Source organism: Psychrobacillus sp. FSL K6-4615, from assembly GCF_038008225.1.
Taxonomy (GTDB): domain Bacteria; phylum Bacillota; class Bacilli; order Bacillales_A; family Planococcaceae; genus Psychrobacillus; species Psychrobacillus psychrotolerans.
Genome location: NZ_JBBOYQ010000002.1, coordinates 104,131 through 123,413 on the forward strand (window position 1 = coordinate 104,131; position 19,283 = coordinate 123,413).

Annotated in this window: 14 protein-coding genes; 10 read left to right on the top strand and 4 right to left on the bottom strand. The window is 33.4% G+C overall.

Translation table 11 applies throughout. The annotated features are described in order from the left end of the window. Positions 1 to 39: 39 nt before the first annotated feature. From MKX53_RS19305 to MKX53_RS19320, 4 genes are all read right to left on the bottom strand, one after another. Complete coding sequence (locus MKX53_RS19305) at positions 40 to 1,026, bottom strand: hypothetical protein (RefSeq protein WP_340766073.1); 987 nt, start codon at positions 1,024 to 1,026, stop codon at positions 40 to 42. After that, entirely contained in the window at positions 1,026 to 1,889 is an 864-nt protein-coding gene (locus MKX53_RS19310) for a hypothetical protein (RefSeq protein WP_340913618.1), read from the bottom strand. Before MKX53_RS19310 ends, MKX53_RS19305 begins: the two co-directional genes overlap by 1 nt. Positions 1,890 to 2,190: 301 nt before the next feature. Further along, positions 2,191 to 4,926 carry a type IV secretory system conjugative DNA transfer family protein gene (locus MKX53_RS19315; protein ID WP_340913620.1) on the bottom strand — a complete coding sequence of 912 codons (2,736 nt, stop codon included), beginning with the start codon at positions 4,924 to 4,926 and terminating at the stop codon, positions 2,191 to 2,193. Next, positions 4,923 to 6,320, bottom strand: a complete 1,398-nt coding sequence (locus MKX53_RS19320; protein WP_340913622.1) for a replication-relaxation family protein — start codon at positions 6,318 to 6,320, stop codon at positions 4,923 to 4,925. The genes MKX53_RS19315 and MKX53_RS19320 overlap by 4 nt, the downstream gene beginning before the upstream one ends. A gap of 1,177 nt (positions 6,321 to 7,497) precedes the next feature. Here MKX53_RS19320 and MKX53_RS19325 point away from each other — a divergent pair. From MKX53_RS19325 to MKX53_RS19370, 10 genes are all read left to right on the top strand, one after another. Then, complete coding sequence (locus tag MKX53_RS19325) at positions 7,498 to 7,908, top strand: hypothetical protein (protein WP_340913624.1); 411 nt, start codon at positions 7,498 to 7,500, stop codon at positions 7,906 to 7,908. Continuing rightward, a complete protein-coding gene (locus MKX53_RS19330; RefSeq protein ID WP_340913627.1) occupies positions 7,905 to 9,374 on the top strand; it encodes a cell division protein FtsZ in 1,470 nt (489 codons plus the stop codon). Before MKX53_RS19325 ends, MKX53_RS19330 begins: the two co-directional genes overlap by 4 nt. Positions 9,375 to 9,906: 532 nt before the next feature. Further along, positions 9,907 to 10,878 (top strand): hypothetical protein, encoded by a 972-nt coding sequence (locus MKX53_RS19335; protein ID WP_340913629.1) that lies wholly within the window; start codon positions 9,907 to 9,909, stop codon positions 10,876 to 10,878. Positions 10,879 to 11,935: 1,057 nt separating this feature from the next. Then, the gene (locus MKX53_RS19340) at positions 11,936 to 13,447 is read left to right on the top strand and encodes a hypothetical protein (protein WP_340913631.1); all 1,512 of its coding nucleotides are present in this window, start codon (positions 11,936 to 11,938) and stop codon (positions 13,445 to 13,447) included. Between the two features lie 501 nt (positions 13,448 to 13,948). Next, positions 13,949 to 14,836: a site-specific integrase gene (locus MKX53_RS19345; RefSeq protein ID WP_340913632.1), complete on the top strand. Its 888-nt coding sequence runs from the start codon at positions 13,949 to 13,951 to the stop codon at positions 14,834 to 14,836. A gap of 161 nt (positions 14,837 to 14,997) precedes the next feature. Beyond that, positions 14,998 to 15,594 carry a hypothetical protein gene (locus MKX53_RS19350; protein ID WP_340766054.1) on the top strand — a complete coding sequence of 199 codons (597 nt, stop codon included), beginning with the start codon at positions 14,998 to 15,000 and terminating at the stop codon, positions 15,592 to 15,594. Next, positions 15,578 to 16,345, top strand: coding sequence for a hypothetical protein (locus tag MKX53_RS19355; protein ID WP_340766052.1), 768 nt, complete (start codon positions 15,578 to 15,580; stop codon positions 16,343 to 16,345). The genes MKX53_RS19350 and MKX53_RS19355 overlap by 17 nt, the downstream gene beginning before the upstream one ends. A 5-nt stretch (positions 16,346 to 16,350) precedes the next feature. Then, positions 16,351 to 17,226, top strand: coding sequence for a hypothetical protein (locus MKX53_RS19360; protein WP_340766050.1), 876 nt, complete (start codon positions 16,351 to 16,353; stop codon positions 17,224 to 17,226). A 447-nt stretch (positions 17,227 to 17,673) separates the two neighbouring features. Continuing rightward, complete coding sequence (locus MKX53_RS19365) at positions 17,674 to 17,925, top strand: hypothetical protein (protein ID WP_340913635.1); 252 nt, start codon at positions 17,674 to 17,676, stop codon at positions 17,923 to 17,925. Positions 17,926 to 18,033: 108 nt separating this feature from the next. Then, complete coding sequence (locus MKX53_RS19370; protein WP_340913637.1) at positions 18,034 to 18,657, top strand: NUDIX domain-containing protein; 624 nt, start codon at positions 18,034 to 18,036, stop codon at positions 18,655 to 18,657. Positions 18,658 to 19,283 lie beyond the last annotated feature (626 nt).

Sequence of the window (19,283 nt, forward strand, 5' to 3'; positions counted from 1 at the left end):
CCTCCTAGTAGTTTCTTCTCTTTTTTAACTTCACTAAGTTTAATTGTCAGGCACTATAACTTGTTGCTTCCGCAAAAACGGCGCGCGGAAACGTTTAATTCCTTCTTTGGTTACAGAAGCAAAAGCATTTTCCAATCCACCTTCAGCATCAATCCATTCATCTACGACAAACCAAACATCAAACGGAAATGTATGTAAGCGAATCTGCTCTTGGATAAACTTAGCCATGCTAATAGAAGAAACGGATATAACGAAAACTTGTACAAAAGACTCCGGAAACCCATCTACTTGGATACGATTGTCACGATTAAACAGATAGCGATACTGTTCAAAGCGAGTACGGAAGTATCCTATGAAGTCTTGGGACATTTGCGCACGTTCCAGAAGGAGTTGTACTTCTCCTTTAGGAGTTTCAATACGAGTTACCGCTAGTGGTTTTTTATATTTAGCATTCCCTCCAATAGAAGGGTGCCATTCCCATGCTCTCGCATTCCTAGATTCAATGGCAAGACAGCGAATTTCATTAGTAGCAACATACCGTTGAACGCCATAAGGATTATCGTTCCAGGAGTCTGGGTCCATAAACTGACTTTCACTGTGCAATCGTTTTAACAGTTTATATCCAGCAATTCCTAATGTAATAGGCCCTGGAGGACGAATTACTTCTTTTCCATCTTCTTCAATGAACTTTAGACGGCATTTATGTCGTTCTACGAATCCGTATTTCATCAAATATCGCAGATGCTTACTTGTTGTACCAGAAGAGATTAAACTAGACATATAACGCTTAATCTGATTCTCATTGGCACAGATGGCATCTCCTATTACCTTTAACATGCGTACATTCATTTCTGTCAACTTGCCTGTATTCACCATTTCCATCGCCTGCTCCACCCGAGTTAGCGGGAAGTAACTATCAGGAATAGCTAGAGAGGACTTAAAGTTTGGATGGTCCCATATGGATATAGTGCCATCCTCCCGATAAAATAACTGAATAGCAGTTGACTGCTCTTTAATATTTGCCATTAACCGAACAGGAATGATCCTAAATCTTTTTTCTTACGTTTCCCGCCTGGATAATCCAGAATTACAACTCGCCCTTCTCGTTTTGCTTCATCAAAATGTTGGAAGCGAACTCGTACAGTGTCTCCAACATCTGGTTCTTCTAATACTCTTCGTTTCCCTGCCTTCAACGTCACCCCATCTTCAATATCAACAAAGATTCCATGTATCTTGTGAACATCTACTACACGTCCGACTAATACTTGGTTAGGTTTTAACGTTCTCACAAACTCATAAGGGTCGGGTAATGTTAATCGACGGGAGACACGAACAACTTGTGCTTCAGAATCAAACTTCTGAATTTTAACTTCTAATGTTTCTCCGACAATTACATCTACAACCGCATTACGTTCCCACGACCACTCTGTACGGAACATATAGCAATCTTGCCCTTGAACATCGAGATATATAATTCCTTTTAAACGGTTATATCCTGTAACAGTTCCTGAATAGGTCTGTTTTTCCAGTTCCCCTTTATTATCTAACTCCACTACATCAGCCCAAAACTTCTGTTTTGTAATCTCGCTACCTTCTTTTTCCGATAGAAAGACAATTTTCATTTCTTGATTGATACGAGTAATTTTAAAGCTTCTGCTTTCTCCGACAAATTCGTCATACCCACGGTTACCTCTTCTGCGAAAATCAGCTACAGGGCAATAACCATTAATTCCATGTGGTAAAGCAATGTAGAATACATCTACTTTCCTACCTTCTATTTCTATCGTGCCACGGCTACGAATATGTCCATTTACTAATTCTCCAAAACGGTCAGCTATTGTTAGAGCCTCCAGTTGTTTATCCGTTGTCCATGATGTCATTGTGGTCATGTTTTTTCCATCCTCTCGATTTATACTTTTTGGTGTTCTGTTCAGTCCTCTTATTTACCTCATTGAATTTCTATAACGAACATGGGAGATAAACCACGTAAGCTATTTGCTAAGTTCCTCCTTCTTCGACTTTTATAATCGAATGGAAACAACAAAATAAAAAAACGTACCCCTCGAAAAAGACAAATGAATAGTGTTCATCTGTTTTTCACGAGGGGTACGCCCTTTATGTGTTTCATTTTATTTTGTTGGTGGTTCCAATTACATTCATTTTACAAATAGGTAGTTGGATACGCAAGTATTATTTTGTTGCTTTAGGAGTTTTGCCTACATCTATATCTATGTCCTTTAAGAAAGCTATGTTATTTTCCGATAGTTCACTTTGTTCATAATCCCCCTTTTTGATGGGAGCTGCAGATGTATTGTCATCGGAATACGGCTCTAATATAGAATCGAAGAAATTATCCCCGTTTTTAGAATGAACCAACGGAGTAACTGGTTCAGGCACCGGCTGCTCCTGATTATCCAATGTGTCTATTTCTAGTTCTTCTAAAACCGACTTTCTTCCCTGTTCCGTATTAGAAGGAACCGGAGTGGGAGCAGCTACAGTTCTAATTTGATTAGGCTCTGCTTGTACCGGTTTACGCATTTGTTTTATTTCTTCTAAAGAAGGAATAACAATCACTTCTTTTTCTACACCAGACTGATAAATTATCTCACTTCTTGGTTGCTTGGTGACTTCAATTCCTATTGCACGGTCTACCATAGCTTCATCCAATACAGGCTTATCATAAAGTGCTTGATTTGCTACTTCCGTTTGCTCAATACTATCTATTGCTATTTCTACTTCTTTGCTGACTTTTACACCATAGCGTCTGCGGTCTGCCAACCAAACATTCGCTTCGTCTTCCTCCACTTGAATACTAGCAACCGAAAATTCCTCTTTAGGTACGAAGTTCGCTTGAATTTGTACCACGGGCATCGGACGGTTATTGACTACCAATTTCACTGCACACTGGAACGCTTCTTGGAACATAATATCTCCACTTGTCATAGATGAATCACGAACCTTCGAGTAAGACGAACCGGAGCGGGAACCTGGATCTTCCTGTAAAGGTGAAACAGTCATTTCTGTTTGCCCTTCTTCATACGTATATTTCTCTCCAAACATTTCAGAGAAGTACTTCGCATCATATCCAGGCACATCCCCGTATACCATACGATTACGCATAGTACCGATTAATGTAGTCATGTAATGCTCTCCAAATTGGTCTGCCATCTGAGCAATTGTTTGTTGCAAGGTAGTAATGATTACCTTGTACTTACGTGACTGTGCTGGGAACTCTCGGAACGAGTTATATAGATAGTCAGGTGCTTCATCGATTAAAATGTGGTGGAATGAAGATACGTTTGGTAGACGACGGAATGTAGCATTTTGCAAATTCATTAATACTACCTTTCCTAGTACTCTAGCAAGTTGGACTAATTCTCCCTTGGCAGTATTTACCAATAAAATACCACCAATTTCCATATGGCGATCGAAGTCGAAATCACTCTTTCCAAATAATACGCGTCTTATCAATGGATTGGCACCGATATCATTTAAGATATTTCGTAAGCCCTGTACATGTTCTTCTTTTGCATCATAATACAACGTTTCTCCATCATCGCCATATTCTCCAACCATGGAGGAACCTGATCTTGTAACCTTTGGTAAGAGGTTGAGGTCAAACCATTCATCAATCCCTTGAACGATTTTCCAATAGTTCCGTTCATCTCTATCCTCAATTTCGTCAATCATGGTAGGGATTGTTGCTTTTAACATTACATGCATCTGGTGTACCAACTGAGGGTTGTTATACATATCTAGTAACATATCAAGTGTTACTTCTTTCTCTAAATCATGTAATTTCAAAAGGTAGATATAGTGTTTAAGATGATTGCGCTGCGCTTGCTCGAAAAAGAAATTCCCTCCATCTTTGGAATCATTTAGGCCTGCAATTACTTGTGCAAATACCTCCGCTACTTTATCGACTGGACCACGCATCGCATTGATAGATGGTGTTTTCGGATCAAGCGGATTGATGTAGGTGATTACTTCTTCCGGTATATTGTGTGCTTTCACCAACTGTAGTGTCTTTTGACATAAATCGTTGGATGGATCAATAACAGATATACCACTTAAAAACCTACCCCCTACCTCTTCCGTTCGGAAATCCTCTCGTTCATACATTTCCGCATAGTTTTTAATATATTCAACCATGTGGTGTAAATCTTGGTTAATCATAGGGAGCCCTAAAGCAGCCGTCTTACCAGTACCAATTGATCCTACAATCATGGTATTGAGGGTACGGTCACGACCAGGTAATACAACCATCTCTTGGTGAGTAGATGATAAACCCAACTCAATGTCTGGCCATTTCTCTTTCTGCTCCAACTTGGATAGCTTTTGTAACCACTTCCCTCTCCATTCAAATTCAAAAAATGCTTTATTCAGGTCTTTATCGAATTCTACATACTTGTTTAGTAAAAAATAAGAGGTAAAGAACATGATCAGTACCGGGATGATAACTAACGTTAGATAGAATCCTTGCAGCTGTCCGAATACCAATTGTTCCAGTAATCCATCCGTATCCACTGGAGCAGCTGGGATATTTCCTAATCTCGTTTGAAAGAATGGCAACATATGCTTTTGTGCTTGGGACATTCCATATGCTGCAATGCCTCCCCATATCGCCAATCCAGTTAAACCGAAATAGATAATTCGCATATTCCTTGATTGATAAAAATGCACTCGTGTACTAATCAACCATCCGAAAATACTAATCAATCCCATAAAGAGTATAAAGAAAATTGAAACGGTATCACTCCTCCCAAAGAGAAATGATAAATACCGTACTTCCTCCCCCCTCGAATGGGAGACACCAAACGAAAATACTTTTAACCATGCCCAAAAGAAGAAATACACCGTTAGGAGCAAAAACGCGGAGGACAAGAATAACGGAAGTTTTTGTTTCCACCAAATTTGTTTATTCATACGAATAATTTCACCTCTTTCCTTCTATACGGAGTAGTCATTTTAAGATGATAATCTATTGATTCCGTCCCATCCTCTTTCCACTCCATTGTTTCAATATTGCTCAGGTATAAACTACATTCATCCAGATCTAAACCATATACATCTTCTAGTGCTTCACCTTTGAAGTAATAAAGAATAAAGACACGGAAATCCAAAGTGATTTTGGGATTGTGGTTTAAATATTTTGCGAGCTGTACGTTGTTGCGGATAATTTGGAATGTCCGAACATTTCCTTCCTCCCCAAAGAGCATTAGATAATGAGAGGCACTTATTCCATTGATCTTATGGTCCATAAGGAAAGTAGCATCCATATCCCTACTACGTTTCAAGGTAAGCCCCTTTTCCTCTGCAACTTTTATAGATTCAAGAACTAGTTCGTGATGTTTGGGCTTATAGGACTCCATTAACTCTTCCCACGTTTCTAAATACAAGAGCTGCTCCGACTTGGATATAGGTGCTAGTTTATTCAAGATTCTTTCTACCAATAATGGTATACGTCGAGCAGTTGCTACGGAAATCTCTAAATTCTCTGGCCATTCTGTAAAGATTGGAAATGTTTCTTTCAACGAAACAACACGCCTGCTCCTTGTATCTCTTCTTAAATCCTGTCCTACCGATATATCAATAATGCTTCCGTCTGTAACTGCAAATATCACAAATAAACGTTTTCCTTTTGCTAATAGAAGCTTAGCCATTTTCTCGTAACGTTTGTATTTCCGCCTTATAATTTCTCTCCTTTGTGTACCTGTATCCACTTCAATCGCAATGATCGTGTCCTCTCGCTCGAAAACCCAATCGGGAATGATTAAGCCACGCTGTGAGAAAACCGTATCGTTTGTAGCACCTAATTCTTCATGAATGCTCCCTCTAATGTGTGTAAAGTCAATAGTTGGAGAGTGCGATAACATACGAATAACTATTTTATTGGCAAGATTAGATGTGGCTCTAAAATGGCTGGAAGGTACTCCACGACGTATCGCTGAATGAATAGCCCTCTCTCCTTTTTCTTTCTCCACTTTCCCAAGAGTAATAAGCACTTCTAATCCACGAGGACCTAAACGGTAATGGTAGTAAGTAAGACCACTCAAAGAATCTCCATTACCTAGTGGTTCTTTGATTTGTACTAACATCCCAGAATCTACTAGCTTTCTAATTCGATTAGAAATGCCTGTTGCACTCCGCTTGCCCTTAGAGAACATCTCATATAACCCATGAATGCTAGTTGCTCTCATGGTTGAATGAATAAAGATCTCCTGCAGAATGAGTATTTCCTCTGCTTTAAGAATGACACCGACTTTAAACAGGTCATTTTTAGGTACACGGATATCTTCCTGCTCGAGTAACTCTAACATTTGAACTCCTTTCCAACAAAAAAACCCGACAACAAATACAAACAAGATAAACCTGTTTGCAAAAAGTTGTCGGGGTATTCCCGTTACAATTATATAAATTTTTATTTCAGAAAGCAGTATAACATAGCCACTGATTCTTGACTATACTCCTAAATAAAACACGTTTTTTTATGTAATACAGAAGTGCATTTTCGTGTATTTATACTGTAAATATAAACAAGTGAATTTTACACGGTATTGCACCTTCTATATTGCATTGTAGTCTACGTTCTGAAAAATTTTTAAATGTAGACATATCAAGGCTTTAAGTTCTCATTTAGGGGGTGAGCTCTATTCATCCCCTCTCTGTTCACCCCTAAAACAGCAAAAATAAGGGGGTGAATAGATAAGGGGTGAATAGACCATCCATTTATTAACAAATACCACGAAGTTTTTGTTTGTTGAATTTAACAGTTACCGCCTGGTGAAATATTAATATTTAAAAAGGTGAATTTGATATTTTTGCTGTTCAAGTTCTTATTACCACACAAATCTCAACCTAGTTATTTCTTGCCTCTTTACCCCTGCTCTAAAAATTGAAAAGAATAGAGAAAATAAAATATTTCCACTTTAGATTTGTTTACCGAAGAATAGAACAGCGAAAATTAATTTATTATTTCTAGTTTTTTTCTACTTTAAACTCCACGCATTCTATAAAAACTGCCAATAGTATTGTGACATCCAGTACCATTCAAGAACTCCAAATAAAAACTTTAGTTAAACCCCTCAGAAGAATAATACTGAAAACATATAGTAACTATTAATAGTTACTATATATAGTTACTGTATTTTATTTTTAGTAACATTACTAAAGTAAGCTTTCAAAAGTACTGATATAAAAGGAATTACAATAGTAACTATATATAGTAACCATGCGAATTATTTTCATATTTCCACTTAAAAATCTTGATATTTTCTATTCAAATTCGGTTAAATTTAAGACATTAAGGATTTTATTTTTAAAATATCCATTCAAAAAAAGATATTATTCACTAAAATTGTATTATAGTAACTATATATAGTTACTATGAAAATATGAGTATTACCAACGATTTTAAAGATTTTTTTAATCGACGCTTGCAATAGTATCTAATATTAGTTACTATAATTAGTAACTACATAAGAAGGAGGTAAATTAGTGGACGCAAATCTACACCAACAATTCAAAAATATATCCTTTTCAGACGATCTCATTCTTATGTTTGCAACTATTCTAAAAGATGATGATGCGAGCATTGAAATTCTACGGTTTATTGCAGCACAACAAAGAGAACAGCAAAAGGTTTCTGTTCAACATCTGATAGAGAATATAACGCTGGAAAGATTAGTTGGTACTAAAACCAAAAATGAACCTTTATCGTTTAAAAAACAACTAACTACTATTAATCGCAAGGCTGCTGAACGAATAGTCGATAAGTTATCAAGTATGTCTCTTCTATATTTCGAAGAAATGAAACCTTATAAATTCTTCTATATAACTAAACGAGGTATTAACGTATTTGCAAAGATTCAACAACTCAAACAAATGGAAGGAAGTAATGACCAATGACTAAAGCATTTATCACTAATACGCCCGCTATTAATATGACGATAGTTGGTTTTGGACAAGCTGGTTCAAGAATGGCTGATGAATTTGCCAATTATAAAAAGGCTGACGGTACACCGTCATATAACTGTTTAGCTTTAAATTCAAATGATGGAGACTTAGAAGGATTAAAAAATATTCCCGAAGAAAACCGTGTGTCATTGGGATTGCGTGGAATGGCGAAAAATCCCGAAAAAGGATTAATCACTCTTGAGGAAAATAAAGATGCTGCTGAAAAACTAAATAACTTCATACATGATAAAGTTAGAGCCGATGATGAATTAGTTCTTTTCTTTGCAGGTCTTGGCGGTGGTACAGGGACTTCTACTATAGTCAAAGCAATCTCAGAGTTTTACGACCATCATAACAAGCCCCTCATTCGTAAGGAATTAATCAAAATCAAGAAGAGTGTGTCTGATGAAGATTTCAAAGAGAATGCTAAGAGATACGCTGTGCAAGCAACAAGAAAAGCAGCTGAAAAATTCGTTAAAATAGGCGTTATCGTTACACTTCCTTTACGTCATGACGGTCCAGATGTATTACGACAAGTAAATGATTTTTCTCAAAAAATATGGAAGAGTGCTAGTGATCCATCAAAAGGAATAGCATTCGTAACATTCGCAGATAACCAACATTTTTATGACGAATTTAATGCAATTCCAAAAAACAAACGGAAGAATATTGATAATTACCGCGACTATGCAAATAAACAAATTTCAGAAATCTTTCATGAATTAAACACTGCTACAACAAGTGGTGGTTCTAGTCTCTCGTTTGATGCCGAAGATTTTAAACGTGCTATTACTGAGTTCAACGGAAGTCTAGTATTATCAAAAATAGAAGTCCCTGCTAATCTAGTGAATAACAATGATGATGTAGCTGAATTATTTAAACGCTCTTTAAAAGAAACAAACCTACACTCTCCTATTCAGCTCGTTAGAGAACATGACGGAGAATACATTTCTAAAAAGGTTTATCATGTTGGTTTACTAGCAGTACTTGATGAAAGTAAGAAACTTGGTAATGGAGCATTTATTGAAAAAGCTAAAGAAATCGCAAATAAAGAGCTTCCTGTTAATGGTGTCGTATTTGATGGATACGTAGAGTCAAAGAATGATTTTAGAGTATCTGTATATTCATTCTATAAGACAGATGCCCTTCCAGAACGCTTGGAGACTGGTTTAGTCAAAGAATATGAGGAGTTTCAAGAGCGAAACAGAAACTTTACATTTGAAAAAGCAACTATTCAATCCATTGGAGATAAAAACGAACTACTAAACGAAGATGATTTAGACTTTGATGATCTAGGCATTAGTGATTTATTAGGTGATGATGAACTATCCCTTGAGACTGATGACAATCTTGATAATGCAGATGATGATGATGCTGCTGTTGATGAACTATTAAACTCATTAGATTTAAGTAAATAGATTTACAAATTTACACATGAGGGTTATATCCCTCATGTTTTCTTATACAAAATTCAAAAAAGACCTGAATTAAACTTTTCGGAAGAATAGAATAAAGAAAAATATTTTTCTCTAAAAGAAATTAACAAAAATATATTCTTCGCTAATCATAAATTACAACACTCACACTTTTATTTGGAATTCTAATTAAAAACGACATTTAAGCAGAGTGAAATAAAGAAAAATATTCTATCCTCCCGAACAATTAATTTTCCGGAGAATAGAATGGCGAAAAATAATTCATTTTACCTTCGGTATTATGTACAGGTAACTTTTATAGTAGTTCTTATATATCGAAAAGATTTAGATACTTATATTTTCTGCTTTCAGAAGAATGGAATGGCGAAAATTAAATTTTTTGGATATATAATTAAAACAACGCAGAATAATTTTCTTAATTTTATTTCACGGAAAAATAGAATAGCAATGTTAGAACTTTTCGGATTGTGGTATTGTAAGTACATTAGATTTTTATCTGACCGGAGGTAACAACATGTTAAAGAATGAGGAACAAATTAGTAGAATACAAGAACTATTGAAGAATGATCCATTGTTTACAATTCTATTGGAGACAAATACTGATTATTTGTTATATGAAGATGAATATTTAACTGAAATTAACGAAACTATTAGCTATAGTACACCTAAGATAGCTGAGTGGTTTGATAGTAATGATGCACAATTACGTTATTATCTTAAACACTTTCACGATTACATATTTAAAGGCGAGATAATTATAGCTGAAAACATATACCGTTTGTATTTCACATCTATTCTTAGACTACGTATGATTCTTTTATTAAAGGATGAATATAAAGTTAAGGGTTTAAAGCGTTTAATAGGTGTCGAAGGAACTCCTTATCGCGATAAACCTGTACCCGAGGATTTATCTCAAGATATCAAAGATAATACAGAGAAAATTAATGAGTTAGGAAAGATAGTTCAGAGCATGGCTAATTCAGGTATATTTCAATTAGTAAAAGATCCCGAATCGGAAGAAACAAAGATTTTCATTAATGAGACTAATTTAAAAGAATTAGTAACTCCAAATTCAACTGACGAATTAAAAAACATGAAAAAGTTAATGTTCCAGAAAGATAAAGCTTCTGATATAAAAGAATTAATACTAGAAAAAAAGATTAAACGTGATAACATTTTTAATCAAATAGATAACTTAGAAGGTTATATTCGAATTATGAAGGTGAAATTCAACTCTGAACAGAACCCTGGCATATGGAGTAAATTATTTGGAAAGAATATTAATTCTTCTAGTAGCGAAACTGAAGAAATCATTAAAGACATAGAGAGTAAATTGGTTCAACTCAATAAACAAGAGCAATCTTTAAAAACAGAAATTGAACAACTAAAAGAAGAGCTGCAACCTATTCATGAAAACATCAAAAAGATTGGTTATGATGTAGCTTCAGATACTTCAAAGAAAATAACTAATAGGGAAGAAGAGTGATCTAATGTTTAAATTAGGAATGGCTTTTAATAAAAATGTAAATTTTCTTGCAATCATTTCATACATCGGTGTGATCGTTTGCACAGCTGGACTGCTCGTGATTAACTTAATCAAATAAAAAAGAATTGTAAAAACCCCGTTACTTTAAAAGTAACGGGGTTTTTTTGTCCACTTCCTACCAATTAGAAAACAAAGCACCAATGCATCAATGAATCATTGCAACATCGCAACACTTTATTTTTTAATATAAAGAAGTATTTAATTTAGTTGTGAACTCATATTATCATGCTTATAAATATATTTCAACTAGAAATATGAATTTCTTTAAAAAAAATAAAATATTGCGATAGTATATGATATTTGTTAATATGGAGTTGTCCACTTTCACGCGAAGGTCTTACTTTATTCAAATGTTGTCTTAATTGACGCTATGAATACAAGTGTAGACACTCGTCTATTTTCTGTACCTATCAATTAGAAAGTGAATACACCAACATTAGTAATCTATTGGATCATTGCAACACTTTTTGTTTTTAGACAGAAAAAAAGAACTTGTTTACCAGACAAGTCCTAAGTGTCGTTCTTAATATACCGAGTAACATACCATACAGCTACCAACTGTATTCTTGACTGGATTAACGCTACCAACGTTAACCGGAAACAATAAAGGAAAAAGGAAAGCGAGGAGATATTTTAAAAATAAACAACTCAATAACCACTTCTTTTCTTTTGGAACTACCAATTTTTAAAAATTGGACCATTCAAAAGCGTCTTTCTTATTGTCAAAAAAGGTATGTGTAAGATGTTTCTATTCTAACACTTGTTATTCCTTGTTGCAACAATATTAAGCGCGATATTTTTTCTAAAAAAGAAGTGCATTATTGGTAATTTTGTTAGAGATCTTCCTTTCCTTGGTGGCGTTCTTTTGAACTTTCTTGGGAAGAACCAACTGTAAGTTATTACAGTAGTATGTAGGACTAAATAACAAAAACACGCAGCTAAGATGTAAAAAGACTTATAGAGAATTAACTGTAGATAGAAACTGGGGGTACGCAATATGGGATTACCAAATATAGAACTAAGTAAAATAGACCGATTAGCATTGCAAAAATCCGCAACAAATGAACTGAATCTTAACAAAAAAACAGTAGAGTTTTTATTGGCTTTAACACCATACATAGATCTAGATAAAAGAGTAATGGAGGATTTAGAAACAATTAGAATCCAATTACAAATACAAAGAAAAACACTTCAATCAATTTTGAGAGAAGTAATTTTCCATAAATTATTATTTTTTAAAGGTGGACATTATTATTCTAATTTCCATATTAAAACTTCTGGTAAAGCTGGGGTTGCTACATATACACAAAACTACAAAGTCTTTTCAACAGCAGAATACATGAACTACACAAAAAATGAACAACGTTTATTTAACTTTATATTGACTCGTTCTATTGCTCCAACGCAATGGCAACGTTACAAAGTAATGGAACTATTTAAAAACAAGAAACAAGATAAAAGAGGACTTGATATTTTTCCTACTTTTCGCCAATTAGCAAATGCACTTTTATCATTAGTTAAAAACGGCCATATTGAAATTATGCTAGTAAATAGAGCTGACCAATTAAATACCCCTGTGCTAACGGAAAATACAAAAGACAACGAAACTTCTTTTTTCCGTTTCTTTGGTAAGGAGTATTTAACTGGCCCACAAGATATAAAAGAGATAAAACGTTTATCTAATAAAACGATTGAAAACCGCCTAATTCAAGTTCGTGTGACAAAAAAAGTAGTGGAACAGACAGTACCTTTAATGGCATCTGAAAAAGAACTAGACACTTTAGCTTCAGCTAATAATTTTTCTTACTTAGACATTCCTAAAAAACAACGTAACTTAATTATCAACTATAAAAACACATTATTTAACCACTTTGGTGAAGTTGGATTAACTATTTATCGTAATATGTTAGTTAAATTTTTTGATGCAAATAACAATCTAATTGTTGAATATGCTCACAAAGATAAAGCTGCTAATATTTTTATGAATCACTACATCTTGCCAGAGATTCGTAACATCATTACTGCTGCAGCATTACACCAAAATACATTAAAGGATTCTATTAACAACACAAATAAACCAAAATTTAACGAACTACTATGTAACGGCTATATTATCCCGACTAAATACATAGGTTCTTTCATTATGTTCTATACAGATAAAGGTTCTATTAATCATATAATTGATTTAGACAGAGCCTTATTTCAACATGCCATTAACTACAAGGACTTTAAAGTAGCTAAAGAAGAATGGAATCTACTAAAATCTCAAAAAGAAAAGATCTTCGCAGACAAATCTATTCTCGTACCTGAGATTTTTGAAAATCCACAACAGTATAGAGAATTCATGTATACATGTGCAATAAATGGAGTATTGCATGATGATACTAGACTAATAGAATTAACAGCTGTTACTACACGGTTCCAGATAAAAAAAGCTGAAAAAGAGCTACAACTATCTAAAGTTAAGCAAGCGCAATATTCTATTATGAAAGAACAATTGAAAGAGTAATCATTAGAAATAGAATAGAATCTTTCAAATAAATTTCTGAAAAAACTTTTATATTTAAGAATTCACTGATTTTGCCTAAAAACAACATCAGTATTTTGTCGTGCCTAAAATTTTTAACATTTTATGAATCAAGTGGATCCTTTGTATAAATCATCATAATAAGCTAAGTTTGTCTATTTTTTTTAGGTATTACTCCCATTTTATGTAATAATGAAAAATTTAAAAATTACCTTGATAGTTTTAAATAATTAATCTAATATCTTTCTAATTCTTTATATAGTTTATAGATTATTATCCAATAAGTGGTTTTTTTTTTTTATTCCTTAAACCTTTCTCTCGCTTGGTTCAAAGCTGTATAAAAATGTTTCTTTTCTTTCTCTATTAGTTCCTGTATTTATTCTTTTCATTTAATTCTATATAAATTCTTATATATGGTTGTAAAAAGGAATTATGATATATTATTAGTAATAAAATAATCTAAAATGAAGGGAGTAAAGGATTATGCCCTATGGATATGAAAAATATAGACTAGCCAAAGGAATAAGTGATAAAACTACTGTTATCGAAGTAAGTTTAATTAAAAACTTTCTAGCTTATGTTAATGGGGTATATAAAAAAACCGTTGCTCCCCATGAAATACGTCCAAAAGATGTTCATAATTTTTTAGACGCTGAAAGAGAAAAAAACATTTCGGATTCAACGATTAATCGCAAATTAGTATACTTACGAAATTGGTTTAACTTTATGTGGGAAGAAGGCAAAGTACCTGTTGATTTTATGCCTAAACTCAACTATCAAAAGAAGCTAGATCTAAAACCTAAATCATCCGTTATTAATTTGAATTACATGGAACTTCTTGAAAAGAGAACAGATGTCTTAACCAGTGAAATACCTTTAGCAGCAAAACTTTTCTATATTTTTGATTTGAGAGGAATAAGGAGAAGGGATTCAATTCGTATCAAGTTAGAAGATATTATCGACTATGGAAATTATTTTACGGTTACTATAAATACCTCTTTCGAGCAAAGCGTAACAATGGAACTTAGCAATAACGAAGAAATAGCGGTACTATTACAAGCTATTGAAAAAGCTACATTTCGAGATGTAGAATATATATTTTCCAAAAAAGAAAAAGATAAATTTGTCCCTATAACAGTTTCCTCTGAAAATTATTGCAATGATGCACTTGCAAAAGTCTTAGGATACCCATTAAAGTCTGAACATGTTCGGTTTTCTTATGTGCACTATCTTTATGTGCATGAGAATAAAAAAATTGAAGAAATTCAACAATGTTTGGGTACAAACATAGGAACAACTACATCAATTTTAAAAGAGGCACTTGTCCGAGTGAAAGATATAGATTATACTAACCAAAGAAGAACGTCCTAATTATGAAAAAAGTCATACAAAAATTAATACTATAGATTACTAATTGGGAGTACCCCATAGTTAAAGAAAAGTTTAGATAGCATCTAATCTTCCTTTACTATGGGGTATTTTTTGTATTAACTTTTGCACAAATAACAAATATTCATGAGAGGAGCAAGATAGTGAGTCATGTTCAACCTTTAGAAAATTTAATAATTTCATTCATTATACAAGAATATACAGAGGTCAATAATATAAATGAAAGTGGAATAAAAGTAGTCCTGGACGAACGTAAAATTGCATTTTTAAATAAGTATATTAATCGGTATCAGCTAAATGAACATGTTTTCATCAACTTTAAGACTGGAAATGTCATTATTAAGGAATCGGTACCTTTAGCAAGAATATTAAAAGAATGGACCATTAACGGTTCTGTAATGGCAATGGAACCAAACAAATTAAACAGCAACTTTTTTATGCTGTGGTTATGTCTATTTGGTCAAAAAAAGGAAAAGAGTGTTTTAATTAATTCGCACCTGCCTGTTAACGTAAAAACTACCTTGCAACATTTTTTCTATACACTGTTAAATACACGTTTAATAGATAAAGGAGATTATCTTCAAGTTATGCCTTTTTCAAATATCCTGCTCTTTTCATACCAGCGTAAAGGAACTATTGAAGAAACAAGTGAATTAAATTATCTTCTGCCTGATAGAGATCGGAAGAAAATAAAATCCATATTATTAAATTGGGAGGAAGAACATGAAAAAATCTATTAACCAAACTTCCAAAATTATTAAAGGGACACTTATCGCTAGTTCTTTTGCAATCATTCTTTCAGGTTGTTCCAATTCAATTTTTGATAAAAAGATTGAAGAAAATGATAAAGTCGTAAAAGAGCGAAAAAAAGTTGAAAAAGAAAAGGATCAAGTAGAGAATCCTGAAAATGTAGAGCCATCTGAAGTTAAATTGAGTGAAGAACAATTAGAAACGTTAGAAAAAGATGAAAATAGTATGTCAAAGTCTGCAGAAGAAGCAGTAGCAGATAGTGACTTGCCAATACGAGAAGTTGTGGAGAAAAAGATACCAATTCCAAAAGATGTTTTCACGGATATAAATGAATTAGCTCAATATAGTAGTCAATTATTTTTCTTATTTCATTCTTCACAAATAAGTGGGGAGGAATTCTATAAAAAGATATCGCCTTATTTTAGTACTAATTTTAAAGAATTGCTGCCTACAGGAGAAAAAGAACAAATTGAAACAATGAACACTTTACAAGCTATGTTTACCAAACAACTTAAATCACCAATCGTAGACTATCAAATAACAGATGTAGAAATGGAAAGTCGAGTAGACGAAGCATCTATGTATCGTAAATATATCACTAAGGATAAAGAAGAAATTTACTATGAGTCTATATTTATTAAAGAGAAGAATGCATGGTTAATTTTTGATGATAGCCCATCTCCACCTTATGTGATAGATCCAACAATTGAGAAAAAGTTTAAAGACAAAGAAGGGGAGTAATCTTTATGACCTTAATAGAGGAAACAAAAAAAGAAGTATTTAAACACTTACAAGATGAATTTAACAATAATGAATCACTTCGCAAAGAATTAGAAGAGTTAATGATTTTTTATGGAAGAAAACTACTTGTGTTTGCCAAAAATGATGAAAGCCGTTCATTTATTGAAAATGAAATTGAGGATGTTGTACGTAGTTCATATTATCAAGGTTATTACACAATGAAGGTTATCTTGAATGATAATGAAACAGAGTTATTACCAGAAGCATGGCTGGCTTCTTTAGGAGTATCTCGTAATGAAATCCCTAAGATGTTAGATAGCTTATTTAATGATATGATGCAAGATTGGTTTCTAACAGATGTAAGTCATAATTTCAGTATGGAAGTTTTAACAAATATGGAGCCAGCCTATGACATTACTAACTCGCTTATAAAAGAGTTAGCTTGTTATGGAGCATTTAAAGCACTAATTGCAGATGAACGGTATAAAGGTTCAAAGGAATTTGAATTTAATACAACGGATTTGTACTTGGGGAACACATATGATCTTGATTTTATTTCCCCACAAGTCTTTAAACAAGTACAGTTTAAATCGGAACAACACGAAATCTGGGATTTATTCTTTTGGTCAGCTCTTCGAGTAAATTCTTGGGTAGGTAGCATCCATTATTCTCTAATACCAGTAGATGATGAAATGATTTATGTATTGGAATGTAATTTATCAAATTTAATTACACCAGATGAAAAATTAGAAATTGCAGAGAGATTGGTTGAGCATTTACCAGAAGAACACCGAAATAAAGTTCAAATAAGATTATATAGTGTAAGTGAGTTAGATACATTATTACCTAACGCAACTCTCGAAAAAAATAAGGATAATTAAAAAAACGTGTATTCCACTATTATGAATAAGTGGAATACACGTTTTTTTGTATGTTTTGGATTGGTGTGCTTCTCATGTAAGCCTTTAACGCAAATTAACAGCTGTACTTAAAACAGTCAAAACCCTTATAAGACAAGAGTTTTGGCTGTTTTAATATTTACATGAGGTTATGGAAAGAAGGATTAACGCAAAAACGACGGAAAATCAAGCAAATAGGATGGAATTAAGGGAGAAAAGGGTGTTATCAATCGAGTTTGAGAAAATCAGATCTGGAAATTCAATCTTACAAATATTAATTTGTTTAAAGAATGGTGAGACCAAATTGGATGATTATGTTAATATTTGAAGGAGATTGTGAAGGTTTTCACTTAAACTAACGCGGCAGGTTAGTTTAATAAGGTGAAAAACAGGTACAATAACACCATTGATGGAATTGAGGTAATAATTTTGTGGGAAGCAGTTATAGTTGGATTATTTGGGATTGGCTTCTTTGTTTTAGGTTTTAGACACAACAAGAAAATCCATAAAGAAGAGGGCACAGGCACTGGGATAAATGAATCATTAATACTTTCATTCATTGTTGAAGGGTTATTTTGGATATTTGATAAACTTCCATACTGGGTCGCTAAAACTTTATATTTTATATTATCTATTGTTTTATTTGTTTGGAGTTATATTTTATTTAGAGAATCATATTAAATTAACGGGTGCTTTACTTCAAGAAGGAGTAAAGCCTTTTTTCTTATTGAACTAAAGGGGCAGTTTAGCTCAATAGTTTTTACCTAAATTGTTATTAAGGAGGATACTATGGAAAAAGTATTAGGAAAGGTTACATGCTTTATTACTAGAGAAGTCGATAATAAATTGGAGCTTCTTTTAATTCAACATCCCAGTGCTGGTATTCAAATACCAGCAGGCACAGTCGAAATAAATGAGGACTCTTATCAAGCGGCTATTAGAGAAGCAATTGAAGAAACTGGTCTTAAAGAATTCGTTTCATGCAAAGTGATTGGGAGTCATGAACAAAACTTAGAAGGGAAATATATCATTTTTGATAAAGCAAAAATATATTCAAAACCAGACACGTCAAGTTTCCAATGGGCGGAAATTAGAAGAGGTATCACTGTATTTCATGAACGAAAACATGGAGAATTTGTACAAATAACTTATAAAGAAGGAGATAAATATCCAGAGCCGAATTACATCTCTTATCAGATAACTGGTTGGGTAGATAAAACAAAATTAGCCTCAAAAGTAACAAGACAATTTTATCATCTCCAATCAAAAAGTGAGTTTAATGAATGGGAAATTGAGACAGATAATCATACGTTTAAATTGTTTTGGTCTCCATTAGACAATTTACCGCAGATTGTTTCTCCCCAAAATGAATGGCTTGATTACTTTTTAAAAGAGATGAATAATCTGGCTTAATTAAAAGTAAACATGGGAGTTTGTGAAATAATGTACTTAAACTAACGGGTGCTTTACTTCAAGAAGGAGTAAAGCCTTTTTTCTTATTGAACTAAAGAAGCATGTTAGTTCAATAAGCAGGTATATCTGTAAGGCTGTCTAAGTAAGTTAATATATGGGAATTACTCGAGTCCTAAATGACACTGCCAATATCAACGTCCTTGATATTAGTGATGTACTATACGAAAAACCACTATTTAAGGATAAGGAGAAAGCATATGACAACACTTGCTATTATGGAGCTATTCATAATCCAATTGATATTACCGACAGTGTTTATTATTTCATTATGGAAAGGAAATTTCCCTAGTAAATTGAATTGGTTGACACTCGCAGTGTTTACAGTGCTATTTATAACCTGGCAATTTTTTTCGTAGTCATGGGGTTGGTTCAGTTATTATCTGAGATTCATTATGATGTTCTTCTTGTTACTGTCGATTTATAGTTCATGGAAAAAAGTACAATCTCTTCCGTTTCTCATCAAATTCAACCTTAGCCAAAAGATGTCACTGAGTTTCAATGTGCTTCTTTCTCTAGTTTTCGTTGTTTATAATATTTTGACATTCAGTGGTTTTACAACTAAAGAT